The sequence below is a fragment of the Mycobacterium shunyiense genome (assembly GCF_058270035.1).
In genome coordinates this window covers 16,155-39,239 of sequence record NZ_JBZDPT010000002.1, presented here as the reverse complement: position 1 = coordinate 39,239, position 23,085 = coordinate 16,155, and the positions used below count along the sequence as shown (strand labels likewise).

The window sequence follows — 23,085 nt, the reverse complement described above, 5'->3', positions numbered from 1 at the left end:
CTCATCCAGAACGCCCTGACCGCGCGAACCGCTCCAGGTGATCGGCGGTGTCGGCGACGCTGTCGTCCGGTGTGGTCATCTGGGTAGCGATCTCGCGGGCACGGGCAACGTACTGCGGATCGAGAATCGTGCGCAGGTCTGAAGCGAGCCGCTCGCTGCTGGCCGCCGAGATGCGCCGTCCGAAACCAACTTTCAGCTGTTCGACGCGAGATGCCCACAATGCTTGGTCGAGCGCCGTCCAGTAGACGAGCATAGGTACCCCGGCGCGCAGGCCTGCGGACATCGTGCCCATACCGCCGTGGTGCACCAACGCGCGGCACGCAGGGAACACGGACGCGAAGTTCATCGTGTCCACGACCTTGACCTGGTCGGAATCGGGTACCTGGCTGAAGTCACTCGAACCGGCGCACACCAAGGCCCGCTCCCCCAGCTCCGCGCAGGCCTTCTCGATCATCATCAACGTGTCAGCGGGAGACTTGACCGGTGTGCTGCCAAAGCTGAAGAAAATCGGCGGTGTTCCCGCCGCAACCCAGGCAGCGATCTCGTCATCGCCGTCTGTGGTCAGCTCCATCGTCAGGGCACCGACAAAGGGCCTTTGGTCGGTCCATTGCGCCCACTCGGCAGCCAGCCCGGGAAAACACACCTCGTCGTAGGCCTGTATCTCCAAGGATCCGCGTTCGGTGATCCGTCGCGGCGATGACCCCGTGGCCTTCGGCAGACCCAGCTGGCGCCGCTGCGCGTCGTCGAATTTCTTGACCCCACGCCAATTCGCCCACTGGTACACCTTCAGAGCGGAACGCCCCAACGCGGGGGGCAGGAACGACAACATCCGGCCATTGGGCCGTACCGGCGAGACGTGCACCGTGGCCATCGGGATGCCGTAGTACTCAGCGACGTTGACCGCCGGCGGTTCGAAATTCAGAAATGTGATGAGTAGATCCGCCCCGTCGGCCAACGACGTCAACGTCGTCGTGATGTCCTCCCAGAACCGGACAACGGACTCCCCGATCTCGCGCATCTCGCGCATCAGTTTCATCAGTTCCGGGATCTTCCAGAAGTTGCCGAAGAACCGGACCCAGAAGTCGCGGTGCGCGTCCGCCCATACCGCCGTGTCCGGACCGTAAGGGACCGTCTCAAGCCCGGCCGCCTCGGAGAAGGCAACCAGGTCGGGCGGGACAGCCAAACGCACGTCATGTCCGCGGCGCTGCAGCTCGCAACCGACCGCGACGCAGGGCTCCACATCACCGCGGGTGCCATAGCTTGCCAGCACGAGCTTCATCGCGCGTCTCTCGACATGAACTCTCCAGTTGGGACCTGTTGGCGAACAACGGTGTGGCAGATGATCTTCGGGATTGAACGGTCTAGGCTACCTACCGCACAGCTGGTACGTCAGTGGATCTCGCCGACAAGATCAAAATCAGCCAGCGTGCGTGCTGCCAGTTCCCGCAGGGCGAATGTGGAGTTCTCCGCGCCAGGTTGGTAGGCCCCGACGCTGATGAAGATCTTGCCGCTCAGGCGTCCAGAGAGGATGACCAATCGGCCGCCGGTCCGCTCGAGGAGCTGTCGCGATTCTTGTTGCCCCGTCGTTCGCGCATTCGCGAACTCGGCCACGGTGCCGTCGGCCTCGCTGATGAACGAGCTGAGATCGCCCAGGTAAGAACAGAACACCGCTTGGTCCGGATCCGCAGGCACTCTGGAGACCATCTGTTTGAGCATCCGCTTCGGCATGAACGAGGGCAGCCACAGGAGCTGCTTGGACTCCTCTGAGGTCTCTTTCAACGTCGCCAGCGTCTGTTTGACGGCCGCACGGACTTCGCGCAGATCCGTCGCGACAGGGGCGGGGTCGATCGTGACGCGCGCGTACGACAGTGCCATCGCTCGGGTGTCGTCCTCTGTGCGGTCGCTGATCGGGATCTGGAGGGTGACGGCACCGTCCTTGTCGCGCGTGCGGCCGATGTGCTCACCGAACTTCGCGGCAAACGCCGCGGCCAGCGTGTGACTCGCTCCGCCGAGCGCTTCGGCGCGCGCGTCCCACTCACCGAGGTCGACGTAGATCGTCAGAGCCGGTACGAGCACGACCTCATCGGTGCCGACTGCATTGACCGCCGGGACAGACTGCGGTGCCGATGAAGGATTGTCCTCGGACTTGGCCCGAGCCTGCTCTCTGGCAGATTTCACCGCCGTGACGAGCGCCCGGGCGGCCTTGGGTACGTCGCGCGCGGTTTCTCGGGCATCCTGGGCCAACGCGCGCAGTCGAGTACGCGACCGTGGCGGCGGATACCCGAGATCGCGGGTTTTACCCAGTGTCCCTTCGACTATCACGAGCGCAAGGCCGAGCCCATCGATCAGATTGTGCGAGAGCACCAGACTGACCGCGGTCGAGCCGTCGTCGAGGCGTACGACACCGATGTGCCAGCCGGGGCCCGTCTCCGCATCGACCGGAAGCTGCGACCGTTCGTCGACCCAGGAACTGAAATCGGCACGCGGACGGGTCGACTCAGCGATGTCGACATCTGACGGACCCCGGTCCACAACCCATCGGTGCCGGGCGACCGGCAGCGCCGGGCGCTCGATGCGACGCCCCAACAAACCCTGGCCGAGATTATGGTGAAAACGTCGCAGCCCATCGAGATCGACGGCACGGTCGTACAGCCAGGTGACCTGGATGACCACCTTCATGCCGGCAGCGCGATGCTCCGCCAACGATGCCTCGTCGGCCAACGCGAGCCGATTATCTAGTTGCACACGTTCTTTGGGTACTTGGCGCGGTCTCAGAGATTCCCGTACACGACTTGTTCGTCCCGACACTAACTAGCCTCTTTCATCATCGGCATGCGGCTGCGTGACCGCAACGACGCCCGGTTACAGACGGGTCAGGCCCAGGTCCCACGGCGCCGGTTGGCCAGTGCAACGGCCTCGTAGCGAAACTTCAGGAGCGACGGCCGGACGAATCGATTGAGCTTGTTCAACCGGACGGAATTCTCGAACACCGACCGGAAACCCTGTTCGCTCGCCCGGTACGCCGCATACACGCGATCCAACTCGACCTGGTCCACGGGCTCGTCGCGTGCGGCCGCGCTCAGCGCGTCGTAAACCGAGGAAATCCAGTCTGTGCCGAAAGTTTCCGTCACAGGGCCGGTCTGCCGCTGGCGGTGGAGATCCGGGGTGAGGAACTCCTCGATCGCGTCCTCATCCCGGTTGTCCAGATCGATGCCGAGAGCCAACGAGATCCGTTTGACTTCACGACGCCAATCCTCGAGCAGGTTGGCGTACTCGACGAACACGCGCGGTAGCTCGCGGGTATCTCTCTCGGCCAGCAGGTTGAACTTCAGCCACAGTGCACTGCCGAGCTCCGGCGATGTCAGGAAGTCCGCGGCACCTGATGCGATGACTTCCTGCGGAGGACGCACCATGTTCACAACAGCGATGTCGAAGCCGGCCTGCCGTGCCGCTTCGAACCACAAGCTGGACAGCAGCGTTATCTGCAGATCCTTGATGAGTACGACAGGCGCGGCCGGCAAGGTGGCGAGAAACTGTCCGATCTTGTTGATACAGAAAGCCTTCTGGTCTGCATCGAGCCCCCCGTCCTCTTGCAGGCGTAGTGACGGGTCGAATACGGCGCTGCCGTAGCGACGCAAGATCGTGTTGTTGAGATGGAGCGACGCCCGCGGCTCCCAGTAGCCACGCGGGTTGCGCGGATCTGCACCCGACAGCCCCGCCGGGAGCGTGGCACCGCACAGCGAGAGGACCCGGGTGACCGCAGAGGTTCCGGAACGAGGCACACCCAAAACGAACAATGCGACCGGCCGGGCCGTCGAACCGCTGTCACTGGCGGGGGTCACGAGCACGACTCCTCGAACGACGTTGCGGGCAGCTCACGCGCGGAGCAGATGGAGGGAGATCCTGCGGCGCGTTGCGCAGCGGTGTATCGGCTCTGACTCATGACGGCAGAGTATTAGGAAATGCGTTGCTATCGGGGCGAATTGCCATAGGCCACACAATCTGTTGGCAATCGGTCACCGATCTCGCCGAAGGGTTCGACCGTGGGCCCGACGGACCCGCCGTAGACGAACGAAACGACCACGGCGGCACCGACTTCAGATCAGAAGTTGTTGCAGGTGTTGAAGGCTTGTTCGATGGTGCCGAGGTACGGCTGGAACATCGGAGCGTTCGCCACATCCTGCGCTGTCTTGGCCCGCTTGGCCGGCGCGTCGGCGATGAACTCACGCAAGCCACGCTGCAGTATCGGCGATTGATCGAATGCCATCCGGACTTGCGGATCCTGCGCATCGAGCGCCGACACCAACTGCGGGTACGTGCACGTCGTGTTGATGGCCGAATCCAGGTTCGGCCCCGCGGACGCGATCCCGGCCCCGGCGGTCAACGACAGAGCCAGGCCGCCGAGCCCGACGGCCAGTCTGGTCAACGACAGACGGAACATATTCAAACTTCCTCCCTACCATTGCTCCCGACCATTCCGACTGTAATCGGCCTGGGCGGATCTCACCCATGCTTTGCCCAGCTCGACCACAGCGTGAAATCAGGCCTCCTGCTTGACCAGTCGGTCAGCAGGCGCCGTGACCGGGCCCAGAACCGCACTGGAGGGCCGCTGACGGACCCGCAGTGGCCACCAGAACCAGCGCCCGAGCAGGGCTGCGATTGCCGGTGTCATGAATGCACGTACCACCAGGGTGTCGAACAACAAACCCAGACCGATGGTCGAACCCACCTGCCCGATGATGCGCAGATCACTGACCACCATCGACAACATCGTGAACGCGAACACCAGGCCCGCGGTCGTCACCACCTTGCCGGTGCCGCCCATGGCTCGGATGATGCCCGTGTTGATCCCGGCGCCGACCTCCTCTTTCATGCGCGACACCAACAGCAGGTTGTAGTCGGAACCCACCGCCAACAGGACGATCACCGACATCGCCAAGACGAGCCAGTGCAGTTCGATGCCGAGAATGTGCTGCCAGACCAGTACCGAAAGCCCGAACGCCGCACCGAGCGAAAGCGCCACCGTACCGACGATGACCAGTGCGGCGACGAAACTCCGCGTCACCACCAGCATGATGCCGAAGATCAGGCAGAGCGCCGCGACACCCGCGATCAAGAGGTCGAATTTCGACCCGTCTCGCAGATCTTTGTATGTCGCAGCGGTTCCGGCGAGGTGGATGGAAGCGTTCTGCAGCGGCGTCACCTTGATCGCCTCTTCCGCTGCCGTCCGCACAGCATCAACCCGCGAGATGCCCTCAGGAGTTCCGGGATCACCCCGGTGCGTGAGGATCAGCCGGACGGCCTTCCCGTCGGGCGAGAAGAACAGGCTCATCGCCCGTTGGAAGTCCTTGTTCTCGAACACTTCCGGGGGCAGATAAAACGAGTCGTCGTTCTGGGCGCCGTCGTAGATCTTGCCCATCGCGCTGGCATTCGACGTCGTCTCATCCATGATCGCGATCATTCCGGACATGGTGCTGTGCATTGTCAGCATCATGGCTCGCATTGACTTCATGATCTCGATCATCGGCGGCAATTGAGTGACAAGCTGCGCCTGTAATCCGTCGACTTTCACCAAGTTGTCGAGAAGTTTGTGCATCTGAAGGCTGAGCTGGTCGGTGCTGTCAAGCGCGTCGAACACCGATCGAATGGCGAAGCAAATGGGAATGTCGTAGCAGTGGCCTTCCCAATACAGGTAATTGCGAAGCGGCCGGAAGAAGTCGTCGAAATTTGAAACGGTGGCCATCAGATCGTCAGTAAGTTCGGCAGTCTCCCCGGTCACCTCGACCGTGTTGTGGGTGATCGAGCCGATCAACTTCATCAGATTGTGAGTGCCCTCCATCTGAGTGATCATTCTCTGCATGTCGTCCGCCTGCTTCAACATGCCATTCATGCGATCTTTCGCGAACGGCACGATCTGTCGGAGGCCGGCGCTCTGCAGGCTGATCTGAAACGGTATCGACGTGCGCTCGATCGGGCTGCCCTCTGGCCGGGTGATGCTCTGCACCGTGGCAATCCCGGGGACCGCGAAGATCTTCTTGGCCAGCTTGTGCAGAACCAAGAAATCTGTCGGGTTGCGCATATCGTGGTCGGCTTCGAGCATCAGGATGTCTGGCGTCATCCGCGATTCGGGGAAATGACGCTCGGCGGCCGCATATCCGACATTGGCCGGGATGTCCTGGGGCACATACAGCCGGTCGTCGTAGCTGGTCTGATAGCCAGGCAGGGCGAGAAGACCGACAAACGCCACCGCGCAAGCCCCGGCAAGAATCGGCACCGGCCATCGGACCACCGCCGTGCCGACTCCCCGCCACCGGCGGACCATGAGCTTCCGCTTCGGTTCGAACAGCCCGAACCGGCCGCCGACGGCGATGACGGCCGGAACCAGCGTGACGGCCACCGCGACGGCAACCGCCATTCCTATGGCGGACGGAATGCCCATCGTCTCGAAGTACGGCAGCCGGGTGAAGCTCAGACAGTAAATGGCTCCGGCAATCGTCAGACCTGAGGCCACAACCACTTTCGCAACGCTGCGATAGGTGGTGTAGAACGCGGTTTCGCGGTCTTCGCCGGCTTGACGTGCCTCGTGATATCGCCCGATGAAGAAGATTCCGTAATCGGTGCCGACCGCGATTCCGAGCGATACCAGGAGATTCACCGCGAATGTCGACAGCCCCAGAACCTGGTGGTCGCCGAGGAATGCGACGACTCCCCGCGCCGCCTGCACCTGGATCCCGACCATGGCCAGAAGGAGAACAACGGTGATGACCGAGCGGTACACGAAAAGCAGCATCGTGCAGATCACCACCAGCGTCACCAGCGTGATCTTCATGATCGACGTATCACCGGCGTGGTTCATGTCGGTGATCAACGGGGAAGGACCCGTGACGTAGGCCTTCACGCCCGGCGGCGGGGCCGTCCCCGCCACGATGTCCCGGACCGCTTCCACAGATTCGTTGGCCAGGGCCTGGCCCTGGTTACCCGCGAGATTCAGCTGGACGTAGACACTCAGATCATCGGCACTCTCGACACCTGATGCGGTGAGTGAGTCCCCCCAGTAATCCTGAACGTGCTGCACATGTTTCGTATCGGCTCGCAGCTGGCGAACCAAGTCGTCGTAGTACCGGTGCGCATCCTCACCGAGGGGTTTGTCTCCCTCCAGGACGATCATCGCGACGCTGTCGGAATCGGATTCGCCGAACACCTGCCCCATGCGCTGCATCGCCTGAAACGACGGCGCATCTTTGGGGACCAGCGATACAGAGCTTTCCCGCCCGACTTGTTCCAATGACGGAACAGCGAAGGTGACGACGGCGATGATCGCCAGCCAGCCGAGAATGATCGGCACCGACAGCCGATAGATCACTCGTGCGATCAACGGCGGCCGGTCGCTTGTGTGCCTACTGCTCATGCGGCTTTCACCGCACAGAAGGAAGACGCATTCATGGCTGTCAGCGCTCTTCTCTCTGCAGGATCGACCGCACAAGCTGGCCCCGGCCCGACGGGCGTCCTGTTGCACTGAGCGGCCGTGGATGCACCCGTTGCGGCCACCAGAACCACCGCCCCAGCAGCGCGGCGATCGCCGGCGTCATGAACGCGCGTACCACCAAGGTGTCGAACAACAGCCCGACGCCGATGGTGGCACCCAACTGCCCGATCGTGACCAGGTCACTGACGACCATCACCAACATCGTGAACGCGAACACCAGGCCGGCAGCCGTCACCACCTTGCCGCTGCCGCCCATTGCCCGGATGATGCCGGTGTTGATCCCGGCGCCGATCTCCTCTTTCATCCGGGACACCAGCAGCAGGTTGTAATCGGAACCCACCGCCAACAGAACGATCACGGACATCGCCAGCACCACCCAGTTCAAAGGCATACCGAGGATGTGCTGCCAGATGAGCACGGAAAGCCCGAAGGCCGCGCCCAGTGAAAGCGCCACCGTGCCGACGATGACAAGTGCGGCGACGAAACTCCGCGTCACCACGAGCATGATGCCGAAAATGAGGCAGAGTGCGGCAACAGCCGCGATCAGCAGATCGTATTTGGACGCTTCGACCAGATCTTTCACTGACGCTGCGGTGCCTGTGAGATAGATCGAGGCATTTTGCAGCGGCGTGCCCTTGAGCGCTTCTTCGGCCGCGGTTTCGATCGGGTCGACCAGCGACATGCCCTCAGTCGTTGCCGGGTCGCCTCGCTGGGTGATGAGCATGCGGGCCGCTTTCCCGTCCGGTGACAGGAAGATGTCCATGACGCGCTGGAAGTCCTTGTTCTCGAAGACTTCCGGAGGCAGATAGAAAGAGTCGTCGTTCTGGGCAGCGTCGAATGCCTTGCCCATCGCGGTGGCGTTGTCGTTCGACGTCGCCATTTGATCCATGATCCCGGACATGGTGCTGTGCATCGTCAGCATCATGGTTCGGGTGGATTCCATGGTCGAGATCATCACCGGAAACTGAGCGGCCAACTGCGGCAGAATCGCGTCGAGTTGATCAAGGTTGTTCACCAGGCTGACCATCTTGACGGTGATTTGGTCAATCCCGTCGAGCGTGTCGAAAACACCTCTGATCGACGAACATATGGGAATCGTGTAGCAGTGCGGTTCCCAGTAGAAGTAGTTCCGGATCGGTCGGAAGAAATCGTCGAAGTTCGCAACGTGATCGCGCAGTTGATTGGTCACAGTTTGCAGCTCGTGGGTATCCGCGACCATCTGATGCGTGGTGCTGACCATCTCCTCCGTCAGAGCTTGCATGCGCTTGACGATGGCGATCGTTTTCGTCATGTCGTCGGCCTGCACCAAAAGGTCTTCCATTCGATCCTTCTGGAACGGCATCAAATGGGTTTGAGACGCATTGCTCATGCTGAGCATGAACGGAATCGTCGAGTGTTTGAGTGGCTCGCCGGCGGGACGGGTCGGCGCCTGGACCATGGCGACTCCGGGCACGGATTGCACACCCTTGGCCAGTTTGTTCAAGACCAGAAAGTCGATCGGATTCCGCATGTCGTGGTCGGCCTCGACCAACAGAATGTCGGGCGCCATCATCAATGACTGGGGAAAATGTCGCGTCGCCGCCGCATAACCCACGTTGGCGGGGATGTCCTGCGGGATGTAATTCTGGTCGTTGTAGCTCGGTTTGTACGCGGGAAGCGCCAGCAGACCGATGAGCGAGACCGCGCACGTCGCGATGAGAATGGGCCCGGGCCACCGGACGACCGCAGTGCCCACCTTGCGCCACCGACGGGTGGTGAGCTTCCGCTTCGGTTCGAACAGCCCGAAGCGGCTACCCACGGCGATGACTGCGGGGACGAGTGTGACGGCCACCAACACGGCGGCAGCCATGCCCACAGCCGTGGGAACGCCGAGAGTCTGATAGACCGGCAGACGGGTGAAATGCAGGCAGAGAATCGCCCCGGCGATCGTCATGCCGGAACCGACGACCACCTTCGCGACGCTGCTGAACGTCGTATAGAACGCCACCTCTTTGTCCTCGCCGGCCTGGCGCGCCTCCTGGTAGCGCCCCGTGAAGAAGATGCCGTAGTCGGTTCCCGCCGCGATCGCGAGCGCCACGAGCAGATTGACGACAAATGTCGTGATACCGATGACGCCGAGACTGCCGAGAAACGCCACAACCCCTCGGGCCACCGTCAATTCGATGCCGACAACGATCAGCATGAGAATGACGGAGATGATCGACCGATAGACGAGCAGCAACATCACGAAGATGACCGTGAGGCTCAACGAGGTGACCAGCCCCACCGTCCGGTTGCCGGCCGGACCCAGATCGGCGGCGAATGCCGCCGGCCCCGTGACATAGGTCTTGACTCCCTGCGGCGCCGGTATCCGGTCCACGATCGCGCGCATCGCCTCGACGGACTTGACCGCCGAGATGTCCTGGTTGCTGGTGAGAGTCACCTGCACGTACGTGGCCTTGCCGTCGACACTCTGCGCAGCGCCCTGGGTCATCGGGTCGCCCCAGAAGTCCTGGACGTGCACCACATGCGTGGTGTCGGCCTTCAACTGACGAACCAATTCGTCGTAATAGCTGTGCGCAGCGTCGCCGAGGGGTTGATCGCCCTCCAGGACGATCATCGCGACAGCGCCCGAACCGGCTTCGCCGAACAGCTGCCCCATGCGCTGCATAGCCTCGAACGACGGTGCAGCGATGGGATCCATCGCTACCGCGTGCTCTTTCTCCACCTGCTCGAGCGAAGGCACGGCGACGCTCAGGATGACGGTGATCGCCAACCATCCCAGGATGATCGGCACTGACAGCACGCGGACCATCCGTGCGACGAACGGCGGGCGCTTACTTATCGGCAACGGCTCGGTGATGGGTTCGCTGGGGTCGTTGGCTGTACTCATGCGGCCTTCAGCTGACAGAAGGTGAAGGCACTCACGCCAGTCCGGACCTTCTCGTCCTTCACCTCGTCGCCGACGAGGATGCGGCATCCGATCGAGTCAGTATTGCCTTGAGCGGAGATGTTTCCCATCGCCGTCGCGTCGGAGATCGGGAAGTCCATCGACCATGGCAGCGGCGCATCCCTGATGAGTTTCGGCTCGGCATCGGCGTCGAAATAGCTGATGGTCGCCAACGTCCCAGGAGGGCCGAATACCTCGTAAACCAGGTGCTTGGGGTCGTGGGGCCGCTTCTCCTCGCGCTCGGCGCTGGTGTACGCGGGACGGCTCTGGCTGCCGAAGACGCCATGCAATCGCGACACGGTAAATCCGCCTGCGACCCCCACCACCACCAGCACCAGCGGAATCCACAGCCGCTTCAGGATCCTGAAAATCGCGAGTTCCTCCGACTGTCTTCCGTGCCGGCACCCTGCGGGTGCTCAAACATGCATTTGCAGATCGGATGCGAACGATCGAGCCTCGGATGCGGTGGCATCCCAGGCCTGACCCTGCACGAAGCTCCCGCAAACGTGCGGCGCCCCTCGATGAGCGCAACCGATCCCGAAGAGTAAACCATGCCGGTGCGTCAATATGGCGCAAACGGGTCAGATAGCCGGAATCGGTTCAACGCCTTGACAATCACCCGTGAAGCCACGCCGGTGGCACACCAACCGGCACCGCCGATCAATACCACTTCCGGGCACTGCCGACCCGCTCCCCCAACTAGGAACTAGCTATGAATCCGGCCAGAATGGACCACGAAATATGCCATTGCTGCAGGACAGTCGACGCAAACTGTCTGGCGGCGATGAATCCATAGAAGCACACGTCTGGAACCCACTCACGACCGACAGCCGCCGACGACCCTCAGCTCACCTGAACGGCCGGCGCAACGTCGCGGATGGCCTGACGGATGGTGCGGGGCCGGGGCACCGCACCTGCGGGGTACACCACGCTGATGTGCAATCGCGGGTTGCTGGTGCGGATTGTCCACACGTGGCTGTACACCACGCCGCGGGCATCGCGGGACGAATAGCTGACGGCCGTGACGCTGTCCCATGGCCGGAAACCCGGGTCGTCATCGGAAGTTGTGGCATAGCCGATCCCTTCGCGCGACAGCCAGAGGTGGGTGCGCCCATAGGACCCGATGATTCGCGCGGGTATCGCGACGGCCATCGAAACCATCCCCACCAACGCCGTCGCTGCGACCACAGTCACCCCGACGGCCGCCAACCCCGTCGTGTCGGACCGGTCGAGACCGCCGTGCTGTATCGCTCTCCGAACGAAACCAGCCACGCCCGAGGCCGTCAGCGCAAGGACAACGGCGGCCAAAGCGGCGAAGAGCCAGAACACCAGACCGAGCGGATGACGAACCTCCAGCATGGTGTCGGACGGCTCATCCGGCGGTTCACGCCGCGGTTCACCGCGTGACGCGCAGCGGAAGGCGACGGCCCCGAATCCCGCCGCCATCAACAGGACACCCACCAGCGCGGCCCAAGGTGAGCCCGACAGTTCTCCGCGGGCCCAACCAACCACTACGAGTAGTCCCCCGACGACGGAGGCGACGGCTGCGGCAGTGAACAGCCAGACCAGTGGACCGATCCGGTACACCACCGCAGCAGAATGTCTGCGGTCATGCGCGCCGCGTGTCACGCGATGCCGCTACGGCAGGAAACGAGCGATCTGGGGTGACGGAAGTGTCTGCGCCGCGCGTGCCTGCCGGACTCCCACCGCTCCCCCGGCGGCCGTCATCAACAGCATGCCGGCGAGTCCGGGCAGCACCGCGAACAGCAGATCACTGGTGCTGGCCGTACGCAGATAATCGGCGTATCCGAGCCGGAAGGATTCGGGCACCGCAGGCACCGAAAGCGGCTGTGCCACTGGTGGTTCGGACCGCGGAACCGGAATGGCCGGCGCACTCGGGCCTGCCGCCGGCACCCCTGCCGGCGGGGCCGCGGGCGCCGGGACCGCGATGACGGGAGCGGGAGGGGCCACCACCGGAGCCGGAGCGACCGGGGCGGCGGGTGCAGCGATCGCCGGAGCCGGCGCGGCGGGAAGCTTGGGCGGGGTCGATCGGATGACGATCGTGCGACTGCTCGGAGCCGTCGGCACCGGCGCGAGGCCCGGGGCCCGGCCGAGGTTGCCATTGGTCGGCGCCCCCGCGGCTCCGCCTCCTCCGCCACCGCCCGACACGACAGCTGAAGGGGCCTGACTCGTGCCGCCGGTGACGGCCGCGGTGGGTGCCTGGGCGGTCCCACCCGACAGGACCGCCGACGGCGCCTGTCCGGTCGTGTCGACGCGGGCCGACTGCGGCGATTCGGCGAATGTTCCCGAGCGGGCCGCCGTCGCCGGAGCCTCACCGGCGCCCACTGTCGTGGCCCCGGTCTTGGTGGTCGCGGAGCTGGTGGCCCCGGTCTTGGTGGTCCCGGTCTTGGTGGTCCCGACCTTTGACTCGGGCTTGGAGCCGCTGGAAGCCCGCGGCCCGCCGAGACTGCCACCGGAATTCTTGACTCCGCCGCCACGCTGCGGACCCAACTTGGCCGCCGCGGGACCGGACTTCTTGTTCTTCTTCTTGTGGTCGAAGAGGTCGTGGATGTCGATCCCGAACAGATGCGCCGAAGCCACACCGGTGCCGGTCATGCCAGGTCCGACCACCATGGCGCCACACGCGATCGCACAGCCGGCAGCGGTGTTACGCACCCATGACCGATCCACCTCGAGATCCCCCCCAAAAGAGATCGGCGGCACGACGGCCGCGCGCACTGGAACAAGTTCCCATTGTGACATACCGGCATTTCGTCGGATTTGCTGGACAACGATTCGAAATAGCGGCCGCGTCAATGTCGGCCAATCCGGTGGTCTGCGGCGATACCCTTTGTCCGTGGTGGTCAGCGAGTTCCGCCGATCGGTGTGCATACCTGAGATGGCGTTGAGCAACCGCGTTCCGGCCCGCACTCGGCACTACGCGGAGAGCGTGTCGAGCCGACTGCGGGTGTTGACGATTGCGACGTGGATCGCGGCCGCGGTATCCGGTGGATTCGGCGTATTTCAACTGATCCTCGGCGGGCCGATGTGGCGGTTCGGGTTCGTCAACCTCGGATCCGCCGCGTTGTTCCTGCTAGTGCCGCTGTTGTACCGGTTCGGTGAACTGATCGCACCGCTCGCGTTCTTCCTGTTCGCCTACGTGTCGGTGTCGACTATGTGCTTTGCCGTCGGGACCGGTTCAGGACTGCAGTTCTACTTCGTGGTGGCCGCCTCACTGGCGGTCCTGGTGCTGGGAATCGAGCGCATCGTCCTGGCGGGGGTGCTGACGGCACTGGCGGTCGCCGCCGCGATCGTGCTCGAGGTCCTGGCCCCCAAAGACCGCGGGCTGGGGCCCCCGTGGGCAATGACGGCGGGCTTCGTCCTTTCAGCGGTCTCAGCCGGAGTAATGGTGTTTGCCACAGTCTGGATGTCGTTACGCGAGATCGCCCGGGCCGAACAGGCGATGGAAGACGAATATCAACGATCCGAGCAACTGCTGGCCAATATCCTGCCGGCCACCATCGCCCAGCGACTCAAGGAGCCTTCACGCACGATCATCGCCGACAAGTACGACGACGCCTCGATCCTGTTCGCCGACATCGCCGGCTACACCGAGCGGGCCAGTGACCTCACCCCCACCGATCTGGTGCGCTTCCTGGACGTCCTGTACACCGACCTCGATGCACTGGTGGACCGCCATGGTCTGGAGAAGGTGAAGACCAGCGGTGATTCGTACATGGTGGTGGCAGGCGTGCCCAAGCCGCGCACCGATCACATCGAAGCACTCGCCTGTTTGGCGCTCGATCTGGCCGACGCCGTAGCCGACCTCAAGGACCCCCAGGGACGCGCGGTGCCGTTGCGGATCGGCCTGGCCGCCGGACCCGTGGTGGCCGGGGTGGTCGGGGCACGCAAGTTCTTCTACGACGTCTGGGGCGACGCGGTCAACGTCGCATCACGAATGGAAACCACCGACGTGGCCGGCCGAATTCAGGTGCCGCAGAACGTTTATGACCGGATCAGCCACGCGTTCGTGCTCGAGGAGCGCGGTGACGTCGAGATCAAGGGCAAGGGCCTCATGCACACCTGGTATCTGGTCGGACGCCGCGACGACGAAGCGGCACGCGCCCGGCTGGAGGTCGCCGGTCCGATGCGTGCCGCCTCGGTCGAGCCGCCGGGCGATGGCTAAACCTTGCGGTTCTCCGACTTGATCAGCCATGCCAGCTTTTCCAGACCATCGATCAACTGGTGCAGGATGTCGGCGGTGGTCGGGTCGTGCGCGTCGACCTCGTCGTGCACCCCGCGCATCGTCTCCACGGTTGCATAGATCCGCGTGGTCACGAGGTCGACCACCTCAGCAGTGCTGCGCTCATAGGCGGGGAACTCCGGCAACGTGGTGCCGGCCACGACAGTGTCCGACCGACCGTCGGGCACGGCGTCCAGTGCGCGCATCCGTTCTGCGACCGTATCGCTGCCTTCCCTGGCGAAATCGACGAGCTCGTCGAGCTGCAGATGTAGGTCCCGGAAGTTCGTGCCGACGACGTTCCAATGCGCCTGCTTGCCCTGGATGCCGAGCTCGATCAAGTCGACCAGCACCTGCTGCAGGTAGCCGCTGAGCTCGGGCGCGGCCTGGTATCCCTGGATATCGGATTCGATTCGACGTGTACTCATGCCAGTTACAACGGTCCATAATCTGGAATCACTCCAGATTAGTCGAGATGTGAGCACGTTCACACAGACTGCTGGTCGGCCGCCTGGTCCTGCTGATTGAGCAGGCGTGCATACCCCGCCCCCATTCCCAGCAGCGCCAACCCGACCACGATGAATACCGCCACCCGGAAGATTCCGGCCAGGGTCCCTAGGTCGAACAGGAACAGCTTGGTCATGGCCGCCGCGACGAGCGCCATGCCTCCGCCGATCGGCAGGGACCGCTGCGCCTTGGGGCGCCGCGCCGCGTAGCCGAGCAGGCCGGCCGCGACCGCGATCCAGCAGATCGTCGCCACCATGTGACCGCCGAAGAAGCCCGCCTCGATGCCGCCGACTGCGACACCGGCCGTCACGGCGAACACCGTCAGCGCATATCCGGCCACGAGACCCGCCACTGCCCACACCAGCCGGAGCAACTCCTGATCCGCGGCACCCTCGGACGACCACGCCCACGAGACCGCGGCCGCCGCCGCGATCGCCAGGACGCTGCCGATCAACACCGAAACCGTAAGCCCTGCAGACATTTTGGTGGCACTAACCAAGATGTCGGGCCCGGCGGAATCGAGATAGATCATGCCCCCGACCGCGGCCAACCCGAGGGCAATCGACCGCGCGACACCGGCGTGGCGCCCCGCGAGGGCGACCACCGTGGCCATCGCCAACAGCACCGGGCCTGCCACCGGTCCTTCGAAGGCCACCAGCACCGCAATCAGAGCAGCCGCAGCCGCGAGTACCGCCCAGATCTGGCGGACCACCACGACCACCCCCGGAATGCGGTCGCCGAAGGCCACGATCGCCACGAGGGCGGTTGCCAACGCCGCCGCCATGAGGGCCGCGATAACGCGGTCGACGCCGCCCGCCACGCACAGCACGGGAAGAACGCCGCACGCCGTCAGAACGGCCGTCGCCGACGGCTTGGTGGTCCACCGCAGCACCAGCAGCCCGCCCGCCAACGCCAGCACTGCAGCGAGCCCGCAGGCCGGCGCGAGCAGGACATCGGTCCGTCCATCGATTGCGGCGGCCGCGAGTGCCATCAACAACGGCAACGTGGCCGCGGCGACACGCGCGGCGTACAACCCGGTCCAGTCCCGGCCGAACTGCACCGGGAGTGCGGCAGCCGACAGAGCCAGCATGAATCCGATCAGCAGGTGGGTCACCCCGTCGGTGACGAAGGGCGCCAGGGCGATCAGCGGCACCAGCACCAACAAGCCCAGCTGTTCGGAGTTCCACCGCCGTGCCAGCATCAGGCCGCCACCACCGACTGCGGCGGCAACCAGAAGACCGATCGGCGCCGCAACCCACTCATAGACCGTTGTCACCGCGATCACGTCGATGTACGCGGCGGCAACACCGGTCGCGGCCAACGCGATGGCCCCCACCCGGCCACCCGGCCGACGATGAAGCCACCATCCGGCGCCGACCAGTCCAGCGGCCAGAACGGCTCCTGCGGCCACCCGGAACTCCGGTCGCAGAAGACCGGCCTGCGCGGCCAGCACCAGCAGCAGCACCACACCGGTGAGCGTCACGGCCACTCCCGCTACCGCGAGCGCCTTGCCGATCCAGCCTTCGGAGCGCTCCGGGCCGAACGTGGGCTCAGACCTCGGCGGCGGCACCGGCACCGGAGCGGATGCGACGGGCCAAGCGATCGGCGCCGCGGCAGGGACCGGGGGCGGCACGGCCACCGGGACCTGATCCAGCCTTCGACTCAGCTCCCCCAGATCCGTCGACACCCGGTTCATGTACGCCGAGATCGCGGCCAGGTCAGACGACATCCGGGCGATCACGACCCGATGAGATTCGCTCATGCGGTCATGGTGGCAACAAATGCGGCCGCCCGGATGAGTAGGACTACGTGTCGAGGCCGTGTTCGATGGCGTAGCGGGCCAATTCGACGCGGTTGGCGACCTGCAACTTACGGAACGTCGCCTGGACGTGATTCTCCACCGTGCGGTGACTCAGGGACAGGCGCGTCGCAATCTGCTTGGCCGTCAATCCCTTTGCCACAAATCGCAGCACCTCGGTCTCCCGCTCGGTCAGGCTGGGCGTCGGGCCGTCCTCCGGGCGTTGGGCGATACGCCGGTACTCACCGAGCACCAGTCCGGCCAACCCTGGGGTGAACACTGCGCGCCCCTCCGCGGTAGCCCGTACCGCGGCGGTCAGTTCGGCTTTCGACGCGCTCTTCACCAGATAACCGGTGGCCCCCGCTTTCACCGCCTCAAGAACGTCATCGCGCTCGTCCGAGGCGGAAAGTACCAGCACCCGCGACGACGGCGACACGGTGAGCACCTCCGCGGTGGCCGTGGCGCCACTGCCGTCGGAAAGGCTCATGTCCATCACCACCACGTCAGGCAGTACCACACCGGCCCGTCTCCGCGCCGAAGCCACCCCGTCGGCGGTGGCCACGACATCGAATCCCTCGTCGGCGAGGTCGCGTGCCACCGCGTCGCGCCAGATCGGGTGGTCATCGACGACCATCACCTTCAATGCGGTCTCGGTCATCACTGTCCCTTCTCGACGGAGTCACGGCCCGAAGAGCGGGGCAGCGTAAGCTCCCATTCCGTGCCACATCCGGGTGCGGTGTTCAGCTGCGCCTGACCGCCCAGCCAATCCATGCGTCCCACAATCGATTTCGAGATACCGACATGACCTTCGCGGACTGCTTCGGCCAGTCGTCCGTCGCCGATACCGATCCCGTCGTCGCGAATACTCACCGTCACCGATTCGCCGAGATCCTCAAGCAGCACGAAAACCCGGGCGTCAGGTCCGGCGTGTGCGGCGGCGTTGTCCAAGGCATTGCCTGCGGCAGCGAACAATTCGTGCGCGGCATCGTGGTCCAGCAGCACGGGTTCGGCCGGCAGACTGACCGAAATTCGATCAGAGGCCCTGGACCGTAGAAGCGCGCCGATGTCGGTGACCCCGCCGGTGTGAACCTCCGGATCGGGTGCGCTGACCAACCTGCGCAACGCACGCTCCTGTTCCCCGGCCAGTTCGGCCAATTGAGCTGTCTCTCCACCGATTTCGCGACCCCGCCGCGAAACCAGCGCCAACACCTGAATGGCGCCGTCGTGCACCCGCCGGGACAACCGTTCCCGTTCCTCCAGCGAAGCCGCCAACCGCACCGCACGCTCCAACTCGGCATGAGCCCGGCGTGCGGTCTGCGCAGCCATCCCTACCGCAAGACCCACGGCGAGTTCGATGACGATGGTGGCGTTGCGCCCGAGATTGATACTGACGTAGCCCTTCAACGCAGCGGCGGCGGCCATCACCGCCAGCCCAGCTCCCATCCCTCCGACCGGGCCGAATTGCAGGGCCGCCGAAATGGTGGCGTTCGTCGCCCACAACGTGGTGGGCCAGGACTGGTTGTCCGCGATCCAGTGCTCGGACGCCACCAGTTCGGTCGAGAGCATGAGGGCAAGAACGACCACGACCTCCGCAATCACCCACGACGGACGACGGCCGAACCCCTGCAGGTAGGCAATCGCACACACAACGCTCCACACGATCAGCACCGCACACAGCCCGCCGGCCACCACCGGACTGGTCAGGTCATCGTTGATCGCGATCTGAAAACCCAGCGCGTACAGGCAACTCAGCAACCGGAAGATCTGGGCGGCACGCCACAACGGGGTGACCGGGTCCGGGCTGCGCTGCATTGGCTCAGCATAAAGTCGCCGACCGGCGCCGCGGAGCACCGATGTCGCGCGTCGGCGCTGCTACTCACCCCGGGCCACGGGGTGCGCCGGATCCGACGCCCACTCCGACCATGACCCGGGATACAGCGCCGCATCCACCCCGGCGGCAGCCATCCCGGCCACCGCGAGCGCCGCGGTGACCCCGGAGCCACAGTAGGCACCGACGTCCGCGCCCGCGGCTGAGTGATCTGCGAGTAACGCCTGCAGTTGGGCGTCCGCAGCCAATGTGCCGTCTGAGGAAAGGAACTGGGTACTCGGCAGATTGACCGCCCCGGGGATGTGCCCGGCCACTGGGTCGATGGGCTCGACGTCCCCGCGGAACCGCTCGGGTGCCCGAGCGTCAATCAGCACACCGATCCCGGACCCCGCCTCTTCTGCGGTGAGAGTGCGCCGGGCACCGCGATACAGATCGCCATGGACGACGTCGATGTCACCGGGCGCCGGCGTGACCGGGCCGCTCTGTAGCGCCCCGCCAGCCGCTGTCCAGGCAGCCAGGCCACCGTCGAGAATGCGGACGTCGTCGATGCCGGCCGCGGTCAGCACCCACCAGGCCCGGGCAGACCCGGCGCGGTTCCAGTCGTCGTAGACCACGGTGGGCGCCCCCTTGCGCACGCCCCAACGACGCGCTGCCGCCTGCAGGTCAGATCCGGACGGCAGCGGATGGCGACCCCGACCGGCGACGCGGTGGTCCGTCAGCTCCCCATCCAGCGAGACATAGACCGCGGCGGGCAGATGGCCGCTCAGATAGGCCTGTTCACCGTCGGGCTCGGCCAGCGACCATCGCACGTCCAGCACGGTGACGGGACCCCCGGAGGCGATGCGCTCGCGAAGGTCACCGGCCGTGACGAAGACGTCTTCACGTGTGGAAGCCACACAGTCGACGCTACATCACCTTCGACAGAAACTCCTTTGTGCGTTCATGTTTGGGGTTGGCCATCACCTCGCGGGGATTTCCGCTCTCCACGATGACGCCGCCGTCCATGAACACCAACTTGTCGGCGACCTCACGGGCGAAACCCATCTCGTGCGTGACCACGACCATGGTCATGCCCTCGCCGGCAAGTTTCTTGATCACCGCCAGGACCTCCCCGACGAGCTCGGGATCCAGCGCCGAGGTTGGCTCGTCGAACAGCATCAGCTTCGGATTCATCGCCAGCGCCCGGGCAATGGCCACCCGCTGCTGCTGCCCACCAGACAGCTGTGCGGGATAAGCGTCGGCCTTGGCGGCCAAACCCACCTGGTCGAGCAGATCCTTGGCGCGGGCCAGCGCGGCGTCCTTCTTCACCCGCTTGACGCGCATGGGCGCCTCGATGATGTTCTCCAAGGCAGTGCGGTGCGGGAACAGGTTGAAGTGCTGGAACACCATGCCGATGTCCCGGCGCTGCCGGGCGGCGTCCCGCGGAGCCATCTCGTGCAGCTTGCCGCCCCGTTCGCGATACCCGATCAGCTCCCCGTCGACGTAGAGGCGGCCCGCGTTGACCTGCTCGAGATGGTTGATACACCGCAGGAACGTCGACTTGCCCGAGCCCGACGGCCCGACCATGCACAACACCTCACCCCTGCTGACGTCCAACGTGACGCCCTTCAGGACGTGCAGGGCACCGAAGTTCTTGCAGACACTCTCGGCCCGCACCATCGGTTCGGCTGCGGCGGTCATGGATGTGGCTCTCCCATCTGGGCGTTGGCCAGGGCCTGCAGCTGCTTGGAGGTCAACTTGCGCGACGCACCACGTGCGTAGTGCCGCTCGAGGTAGTACTGCCCGACCATCAGAATGCTGGTGATCGCCAGATACCAGGTGGACGCCACCAGCAGCAGCGGGACCGGCTGAAACAGATCCACGCCGATATCTTTTGAGCGGCCGTACAACTCGAAGCTGTACGGGATCGCGGTGACCAGCGAGGTCGTCTTCAGCATGCTGATGAACTCGTTGCCGGTCGGCGGGATGATGACCCGCATGGCCTGGGGAAGCACCGTACGTCGCATCGTCATGGTCCATGACATGCCAAGCGCCACCGAGGCTTCCGTCTGCCCTTCGGGCACTGAGTTGATGCCCGCCCGGATGATCTCCGCCATATACGCGGCCTCGTTGAGACCCAGGCCGAGAACCGCCAGCCAGAACACATTCGGGTCAGACAGAGTGAACTCGAAAAGCTTCGGGCCGAACGGGACGCCGATCTGAATGTTCCTGTAGATCACCGGGACCAGGCCCCACAGCACCAACTGAACATAGATCGGGGTGCCGCGGAAGATCCACAGGTAGGTCCAGGACACCGCTTTGAGTACCGGATTCGGTGACAACCGCATCACCGCGAGGAGCACACCCAGCACGAGCGCCAGGATCATCGAATAGATGGTCAGTTGCAGCGTGTTCCAGGCAGCTTGCGAGATGCGTTGATCGAAGAGGTACTTGCCGTACGTCTCCCACCCGTACGCCTCGTTGGTCGCAGCGCCCCAAAGGAACAGCCCGATCAGGACGAGGATGAGGATCGCCGCCACCCAACGCCATGGATGTCTCAGCGGGACGGCGTCGATGGCGGCCGGCGAGGATTCATCACTCATCGGCGGCTCAGCTGGTCGCACCGTTGATGACCGGCTTCTCGATCATCCCCTTCTCCGCGCCCCAGTTCGTGGCCACCTGCTTGTACGCACCGTTGTCGATCAGGTGCTGAAGCGCCTGTTGCAGCGACGCTGCCAGCGGCGAACCCTTCTGGACCGCCCAGCCGTACGGAGCCGAGTCGAAGATGTCCCCTGCGGCTTCGAGTTTCCCGTTGCTCTGCTTGATCGCATACGCCGTCACCGGCGAATCCGCCGACATGGCGTCGGCTTGGCCGAGCATCACCGCGCTGGTGGCGGCGGTCTGATCGTCGAACTTGATGACGTTGATGGCGGGCTTGCCCGCGTCGACACACTTCTTGCTACGGGCCGGCATTTCCTCGGTGTCCTGCACCGTTGCCGTCTGCACTGCGATCTTCAAACCGCAGGCATCGTCGGGGTTGATCCCGGCACCGACCTTCTGCGCCCACGATGAACCCGCATTGAAGTAGGTCACGAAGTCAACCTGCTCTTCACGCTTCTTCGAGTCGGTGAACGACGACATGCCGACGTTGTAGTTCCCGCCCTGCACCGACGGGATGATCTTGTCGAACAGGGACGCCCGGTACTCCGGGGTGAGGCCCAGAGTGGCGGCGATCGCATTCATCAAATCGACATCGAAGCCGATGATCTTGCCCGCGGGATCTTTGAATTCGTTGGGCGGGTACGTCGGATCCGTCCCGATGACCAGCTTGCCGCTCGACTTGATCGGCTCGGGCACCGAATTGGCGATCGAGTCGACTTTTTCAACCTTTGCCGCCGTCGTCGATTTGGTTTCCGACCCACCGGATTCGGTGTTGTTCGCGCAGCCCGACATCGCGAGTGCGCCGCTGGCGGCGACCACCACCGCGAAACGCCACATCTTGCTTCGTCGGGGACGACATCCAACTGTCACGGTTGCCTCATTTCTCTGTCTGCGGCTGCGGTCGGGCTGTTCCAAAACGAAGAGGTTAACGGCCGCGGGCCGGGGATGCAGCGCCGGTAACGGAACCTTAACTACCAGGCTGCGACACCACAGCCGTAACGCAAAAACCGCGATCTACATCTACGTTTGTGTCAAACTGCCTGCATGGAAACCACTGCTGCCCCAAGCTTGTTGCCACATCTGTGGAAATCGACGCTGGTTTCGGGAATTCTCGCCGTCATCCTCGGCGTCCTGGCGTTGGTCTGGCCCGGGATCACCATTCTGGTTGCCGCGATCTTCTTCGCCGCCTACCTGTTGATCACCGGTATCTCGCAGCTCGTCCTGGCGTTCAGCATCCGGTCCTCGGTCGGTGGGCGGGTATTGCTGTTCATCGGTGGCGCCGCGGCACTCGTGCTGGCCGTGCTCTGTTTCGTCAGCCTGCAGAATTCGTTCGAACTGCTGGCGATCTGGATCGGTGTCGGGTTCATCTTCCGCGGTGTCGCAACGACGATGTCGGCCATCGGCGATCCCTCGCTGCCCGGGCGGGTCTGGGAGATCATCATCGGCATCATCAGCGTGATCGCCGGCATCATCATGTTCGTCGCCCCCATGGAGGGGCTGGTCGCCCTCGCTCAGGTCACCGGCATCATCCTCATCGTCGTCGGCGTATTCGAAGTGATCTCCGCCTTCGCAATCCGTAGCGAGGCCAAGAAACTCCACGCGGCAATCTCACACCAGGCGCCTCCGGTGACGTAAGACACCGGTCACGGTCGGCGCC

19 protein-coding genes are annotated in these 23,085 nt (G+C 64.3%); 2 read left to right on the top strand and 17 right to left on the bottom strand.

Annotation, left to right across the window (positions count from 1 at the left end; all coding sequences use genetic code 11):
• Position 1 precedes the first annotated feature (1 nt).
• From AC4ELS_RS02185 to AC4ELS_RS02145, 9 genes are all read right to left on the bottom strand, one after another.
• On the bottom strand, positions 2 to 1,279 hold the full coding sequence (locus tag AC4ELS_RS02185; protein ID WP_463806828.1) for a glycosyltransferase: 1,278 nt from the start codon (positions 1,277 to 1,279) through the stop codon (positions 2 to 4).
• A gap of 110 nt (positions 1,280 to 1,389) precedes the next feature.
• Entirely contained in the window at positions 1,390 to 2,679 is a 1,290-nt protein-coding gene (locus AC4ELS_RS02180) for a hypothetical protein (RefSeq protein WP_498883329.1), read from the bottom strand.
• A 194-nt stretch (positions 2,680 to 2,873) separates the two neighbouring features.
• Entirely contained in the window at positions 2,874 to 3,842 is a 969-nt protein-coding gene (locus AC4ELS_RS02175) for a sulfotransferase family protein (protein WP_064887269.1), read from the bottom strand.
• 260 nt (positions 3,843 to 4,102) lie between these two features.
• On the bottom strand, positions 4,103 to 4,441 hold the full coding sequence (locus tag AC4ELS_RS02170) for a hemophore-related protein (RefSeq protein ID WP_064887245.1): 339 nt from the start codon (positions 4,439 to 4,441) through the stop codon (positions 4,103 to 4,105).
• Between the two features lie 99 nt (positions 4,442 to 4,540).
• Positions 4,541 to 7,408, bottom strand: a complete 2,868-nt coding sequence (locus AC4ELS_RS02165; RefSeq protein WP_498883266.1) for an MMPL/RND family transporter — start codon at positions 7,406 to 7,408, stop codon at positions 4,541 to 4,543.
• A 40-nt stretch (positions 7,409 to 7,448) separates the two neighbouring features.
• Positions 7,449 to 10,358 carry an MMPL/RND family transporter gene (locus AC4ELS_RS02160; RefSeq protein WP_499045615.1) on the bottom strand — a complete coding sequence of 970 codons (2,910 nt, stop codon included), beginning with the start codon at positions 10,356 to 10,358 and terminating at the stop codon, positions 7,449 to 7,451.
• The gene (locus AC4ELS_RS02155; protein WP_082448958.1) at positions 10,355 to 10,765 is read right to left on the bottom strand and encodes an MmpS family transport accessory protein; all 411 of its coding nucleotides are present in this window, start codon (positions 10,763 to 10,765) and stop codon (positions 10,355 to 10,357) included. Before AC4ELS_RS02155 ends, AC4ELS_RS02160 begins: the two co-directional genes overlap by 4 nt.
• A 493-nt stretch (positions 10,766 to 11,258) precedes the next feature.
• On the bottom strand, positions 11,259 to 12,044 hold the full coding sequence (locus AC4ELS_RS02150; protein ID WP_499045613.1) for a hypothetical protein: 786 nt from the start codon (positions 12,042 to 12,044) through the stop codon (positions 11,259 to 11,261).
• Between the two features lie 9 nt (positions 12,045 to 12,053).
• A complete protein-coding gene (locus AC4ELS_RS02145; RefSeq protein WP_499045610.1) occupies positions 12,054 to 13,091 on the bottom strand; it encodes a hypothetical protein in 1,038 nt (345 codons plus the stop codon).
• A 181-nt stretch (positions 13,092 to 13,272) separates the two neighbouring features.
• Here AC4ELS_RS02145 and AC4ELS_RS02140 point away from each other — a divergent pair, with 181 nt between their 5' ends.
• The gene (locus AC4ELS_RS02140) at positions 13,273 to 14,601 is read left to right on the top strand and encodes an adenylate/guanylate cyclase domain-containing protein (protein WP_413784950.1); all 1,329 of its coding nucleotides are present in this window, start codon (positions 13,273 to 13,275) and stop codon (positions 14,599 to 14,601) included.
• Here the strand turns inward: AC4ELS_RS02140 and AC4ELS_RS02135 are convergent.
• The 8 genes from AC4ELS_RS02135 to AC4ELS_RS02100 are packed head-to-tail and all read right to left on the bottom strand — an operon-like array spanning position 14,598 to position 22,265.
• On the bottom strand, positions 14,598 to 15,083 hold the full coding sequence (locus AC4ELS_RS02135) for a Dps family protein (protein ID WP_064887242.1): 486 nt from the start codon (positions 15,081 to 15,083) through the stop codon (positions 14,598 to 14,600). The genes AC4ELS_RS02140 and AC4ELS_RS02135 overlap by 4 nt on opposite strands.
• A gap of 59 nt (positions 15,084 to 15,142) precedes the next feature.
• Positions 15,143 to 16,924 carry a DUF2339 domain-containing protein gene (locus AC4ELS_RS02130; protein WP_499045607.1) on the bottom strand — a complete coding sequence of 594 codons (1,782 nt, stop codon included), beginning with the start codon at positions 16,922 to 16,924 and terminating at the stop codon, positions 15,143 to 15,145.
• A 43-nt stretch (positions 16,925 to 16,967) separates the two neighbouring features.
• Positions 16,968 to 17,618, bottom strand: a complete 651-nt coding sequence (locus AC4ELS_RS02125; protein ID WP_499045604.1) for a response regulator — start codon at positions 17,616 to 17,618, stop codon at positions 16,968 to 16,970.
• Positions 17,618 to 18,772: a MacS family sensor histidine kinase gene (macS, locus tag AC4ELS_RS02120; RefSeq protein WP_064887239.1), complete on the bottom strand. Its 1,155-nt coding sequence runs from the start codon at positions 18,770 to 18,772 to the stop codon at positions 17,618 to 17,620. Before macS ends, AC4ELS_RS02125 begins: the two co-directional genes overlap by 1 nt.
• 60 nt (positions 18,773 to 18,832) lie before the next feature.
• The gene (locus tag AC4ELS_RS02115) at positions 18,833 to 19,684 is read right to left on the bottom strand and encodes a sulfurtransferase (RefSeq protein WP_499045601.1); all 852 of its coding nucleotides are present in this window, start codon (positions 19,682 to 19,684) and stop codon (positions 18,833 to 18,835) included.
• A gap of 10 nt (positions 19,685 to 19,694) precedes the next feature.
• Entirely contained in the window at positions 19,695 to 20,447 is a 753-nt protein-coding gene (locus AC4ELS_RS02110; protein WP_064887265.1) for an amino acid ABC transporter ATP-binding protein, read from the bottom strand.
• Positions 20,448 to 20,464: 17 nt separating this feature from the next.
• Positions 20,465 to 21,370, bottom strand: a complete 906-nt coding sequence (locus AC4ELS_RS02105) for an amino acid ABC transporter permease (RefSeq protein WP_064887237.1) — start codon at positions 21,368 to 21,370, stop codon at positions 20,465 to 20,467.
• A 7-nt stretch (positions 21,371 to 21,377) separates the two neighbouring features.
• Complete coding sequence (locus AC4ELS_RS02100; protein WP_064958663.1) at positions 21,378 to 22,265, bottom strand: ABC transporter substrate-binding protein; 888 nt, start codon at positions 22,263 to 22,265, stop codon at positions 21,378 to 21,380.
• Positions 22,266 to 22,472: 207 nt separating this feature from the next.
• Here AC4ELS_RS02100 and AC4ELS_RS02095 point away from each other — a divergent pair, with 207 nt between their 5' ends.
• Complete coding sequence (locus AC4ELS_RS02095) at positions 22,473 to 23,063, top strand: HdeD family acid-resistance protein (protein WP_064887235.1); 591 nt, start codon at positions 22,473 to 22,475, stop codon at positions 23,061 to 23,063.
• The last annotated feature ends 22 nt before the right edge of the window (positions 23,064 to 23,085 follow it).

What these genes read in the sequence shown, in the direction of transcription:
- AC4ELS_RS02185 (WP_463806828.1), bottom strand. Translation starts at nt 1,279, where the DNA reads ATGAAGCTCGTGCTGGCAAGCTATGGCACCCGCGGTGATGTGGAGCCC.
- AC4ELS_RS02180 (WP_498883329.1), bottom strand. Translation starts at nt 2,679, where the DNA reads ATGAAGGTGGTCATCCAGGTCACCTGGCTGTACGACCGTGCCGTCGAT.
- AC4ELS_RS02170 (WP_064887245.1), bottom strand. Translation starts at nt 4,441, where the DNA reads ATGTTCCGTCTGTCGTTGACCAGACTGGCCGTCGGGCTCGGCGGCCTG.
- AC4ELS_RS02165 (WP_498883266.1), bottom strand. Translation starts at nt 7,408, where the DNA reads ATGAGCAGTAGGCACACAAGCGACCGGCCGCCGTTGATCGCACGAGTG.
- AC4ELS_RS02160 (WP_499045615.1), bottom strand. Translation starts at nt 10,358, where the DNA reads ATGAGTACAGCCAACGACCCCAGCGAACCCATCACCGAGCCGTTGCCG.
- AC4ELS_RS02135 (WP_064887242.1), bottom strand. Translation starts at nt 15,083, where the DNA reads ATGAGTACACGTCGAATCGAATCCGATATCCAGGGATACCAGGCCGCG.
- AC4ELS_RS02130 (WP_499045607.1), bottom strand. Translation starts at nt 16,924, where the DNA reads ATGAGCGAATCTCATCGGGTCGTGATCGCCCGGATGTCGTCTGACCTG.
- AC4ELS_RS02125 (WP_499045604.1), bottom strand. Translation starts at nt 17,618, where the DNA reads ATGACCGAGACCGCATTGAAGGTGATGGTCGTCGATGACCACCCGATC.
- macS (WP_064887239.1), bottom strand. Translation starts at nt 18,772, where the DNA reads ATGCAGCGCAGCCCGGACCCGGTCACCCCGTTGTGGCGTGCCGCCCAG.
- AC4ELS_RS02110 (WP_064887265.1), bottom strand. Translation starts at nt 20,447, where the DNA reads ATGGTGCGGGCCGAGAGTGTCTGCAAGAACTTCGGTGCCCTGCACGTC.
- AC4ELS_RS02105 (WP_064887237.1), bottom strand. Translation starts at nt 21,370, where the DNA reads ATGAGTGATGAATCCTCGCCGGCCGCCATCGACGCCGTCCCGCTGAGA.
- AC4ELS_RS02100 (WP_064958663.1), bottom strand. Translation starts at nt 22,265, where the DNA reads ATGTGGCGTTTCGCGGTGGTGGTCGCCGCCAGCGGCGCACTCGCGATG.
- AC4ELS_RS02095 (WP_064887235.1), top strand. Translation starts at nt 22,473, where the DNA reads ATGGAAACCACTGCTGCCCCAAGCTTGTTGCCACATCTGTGGAAATCG.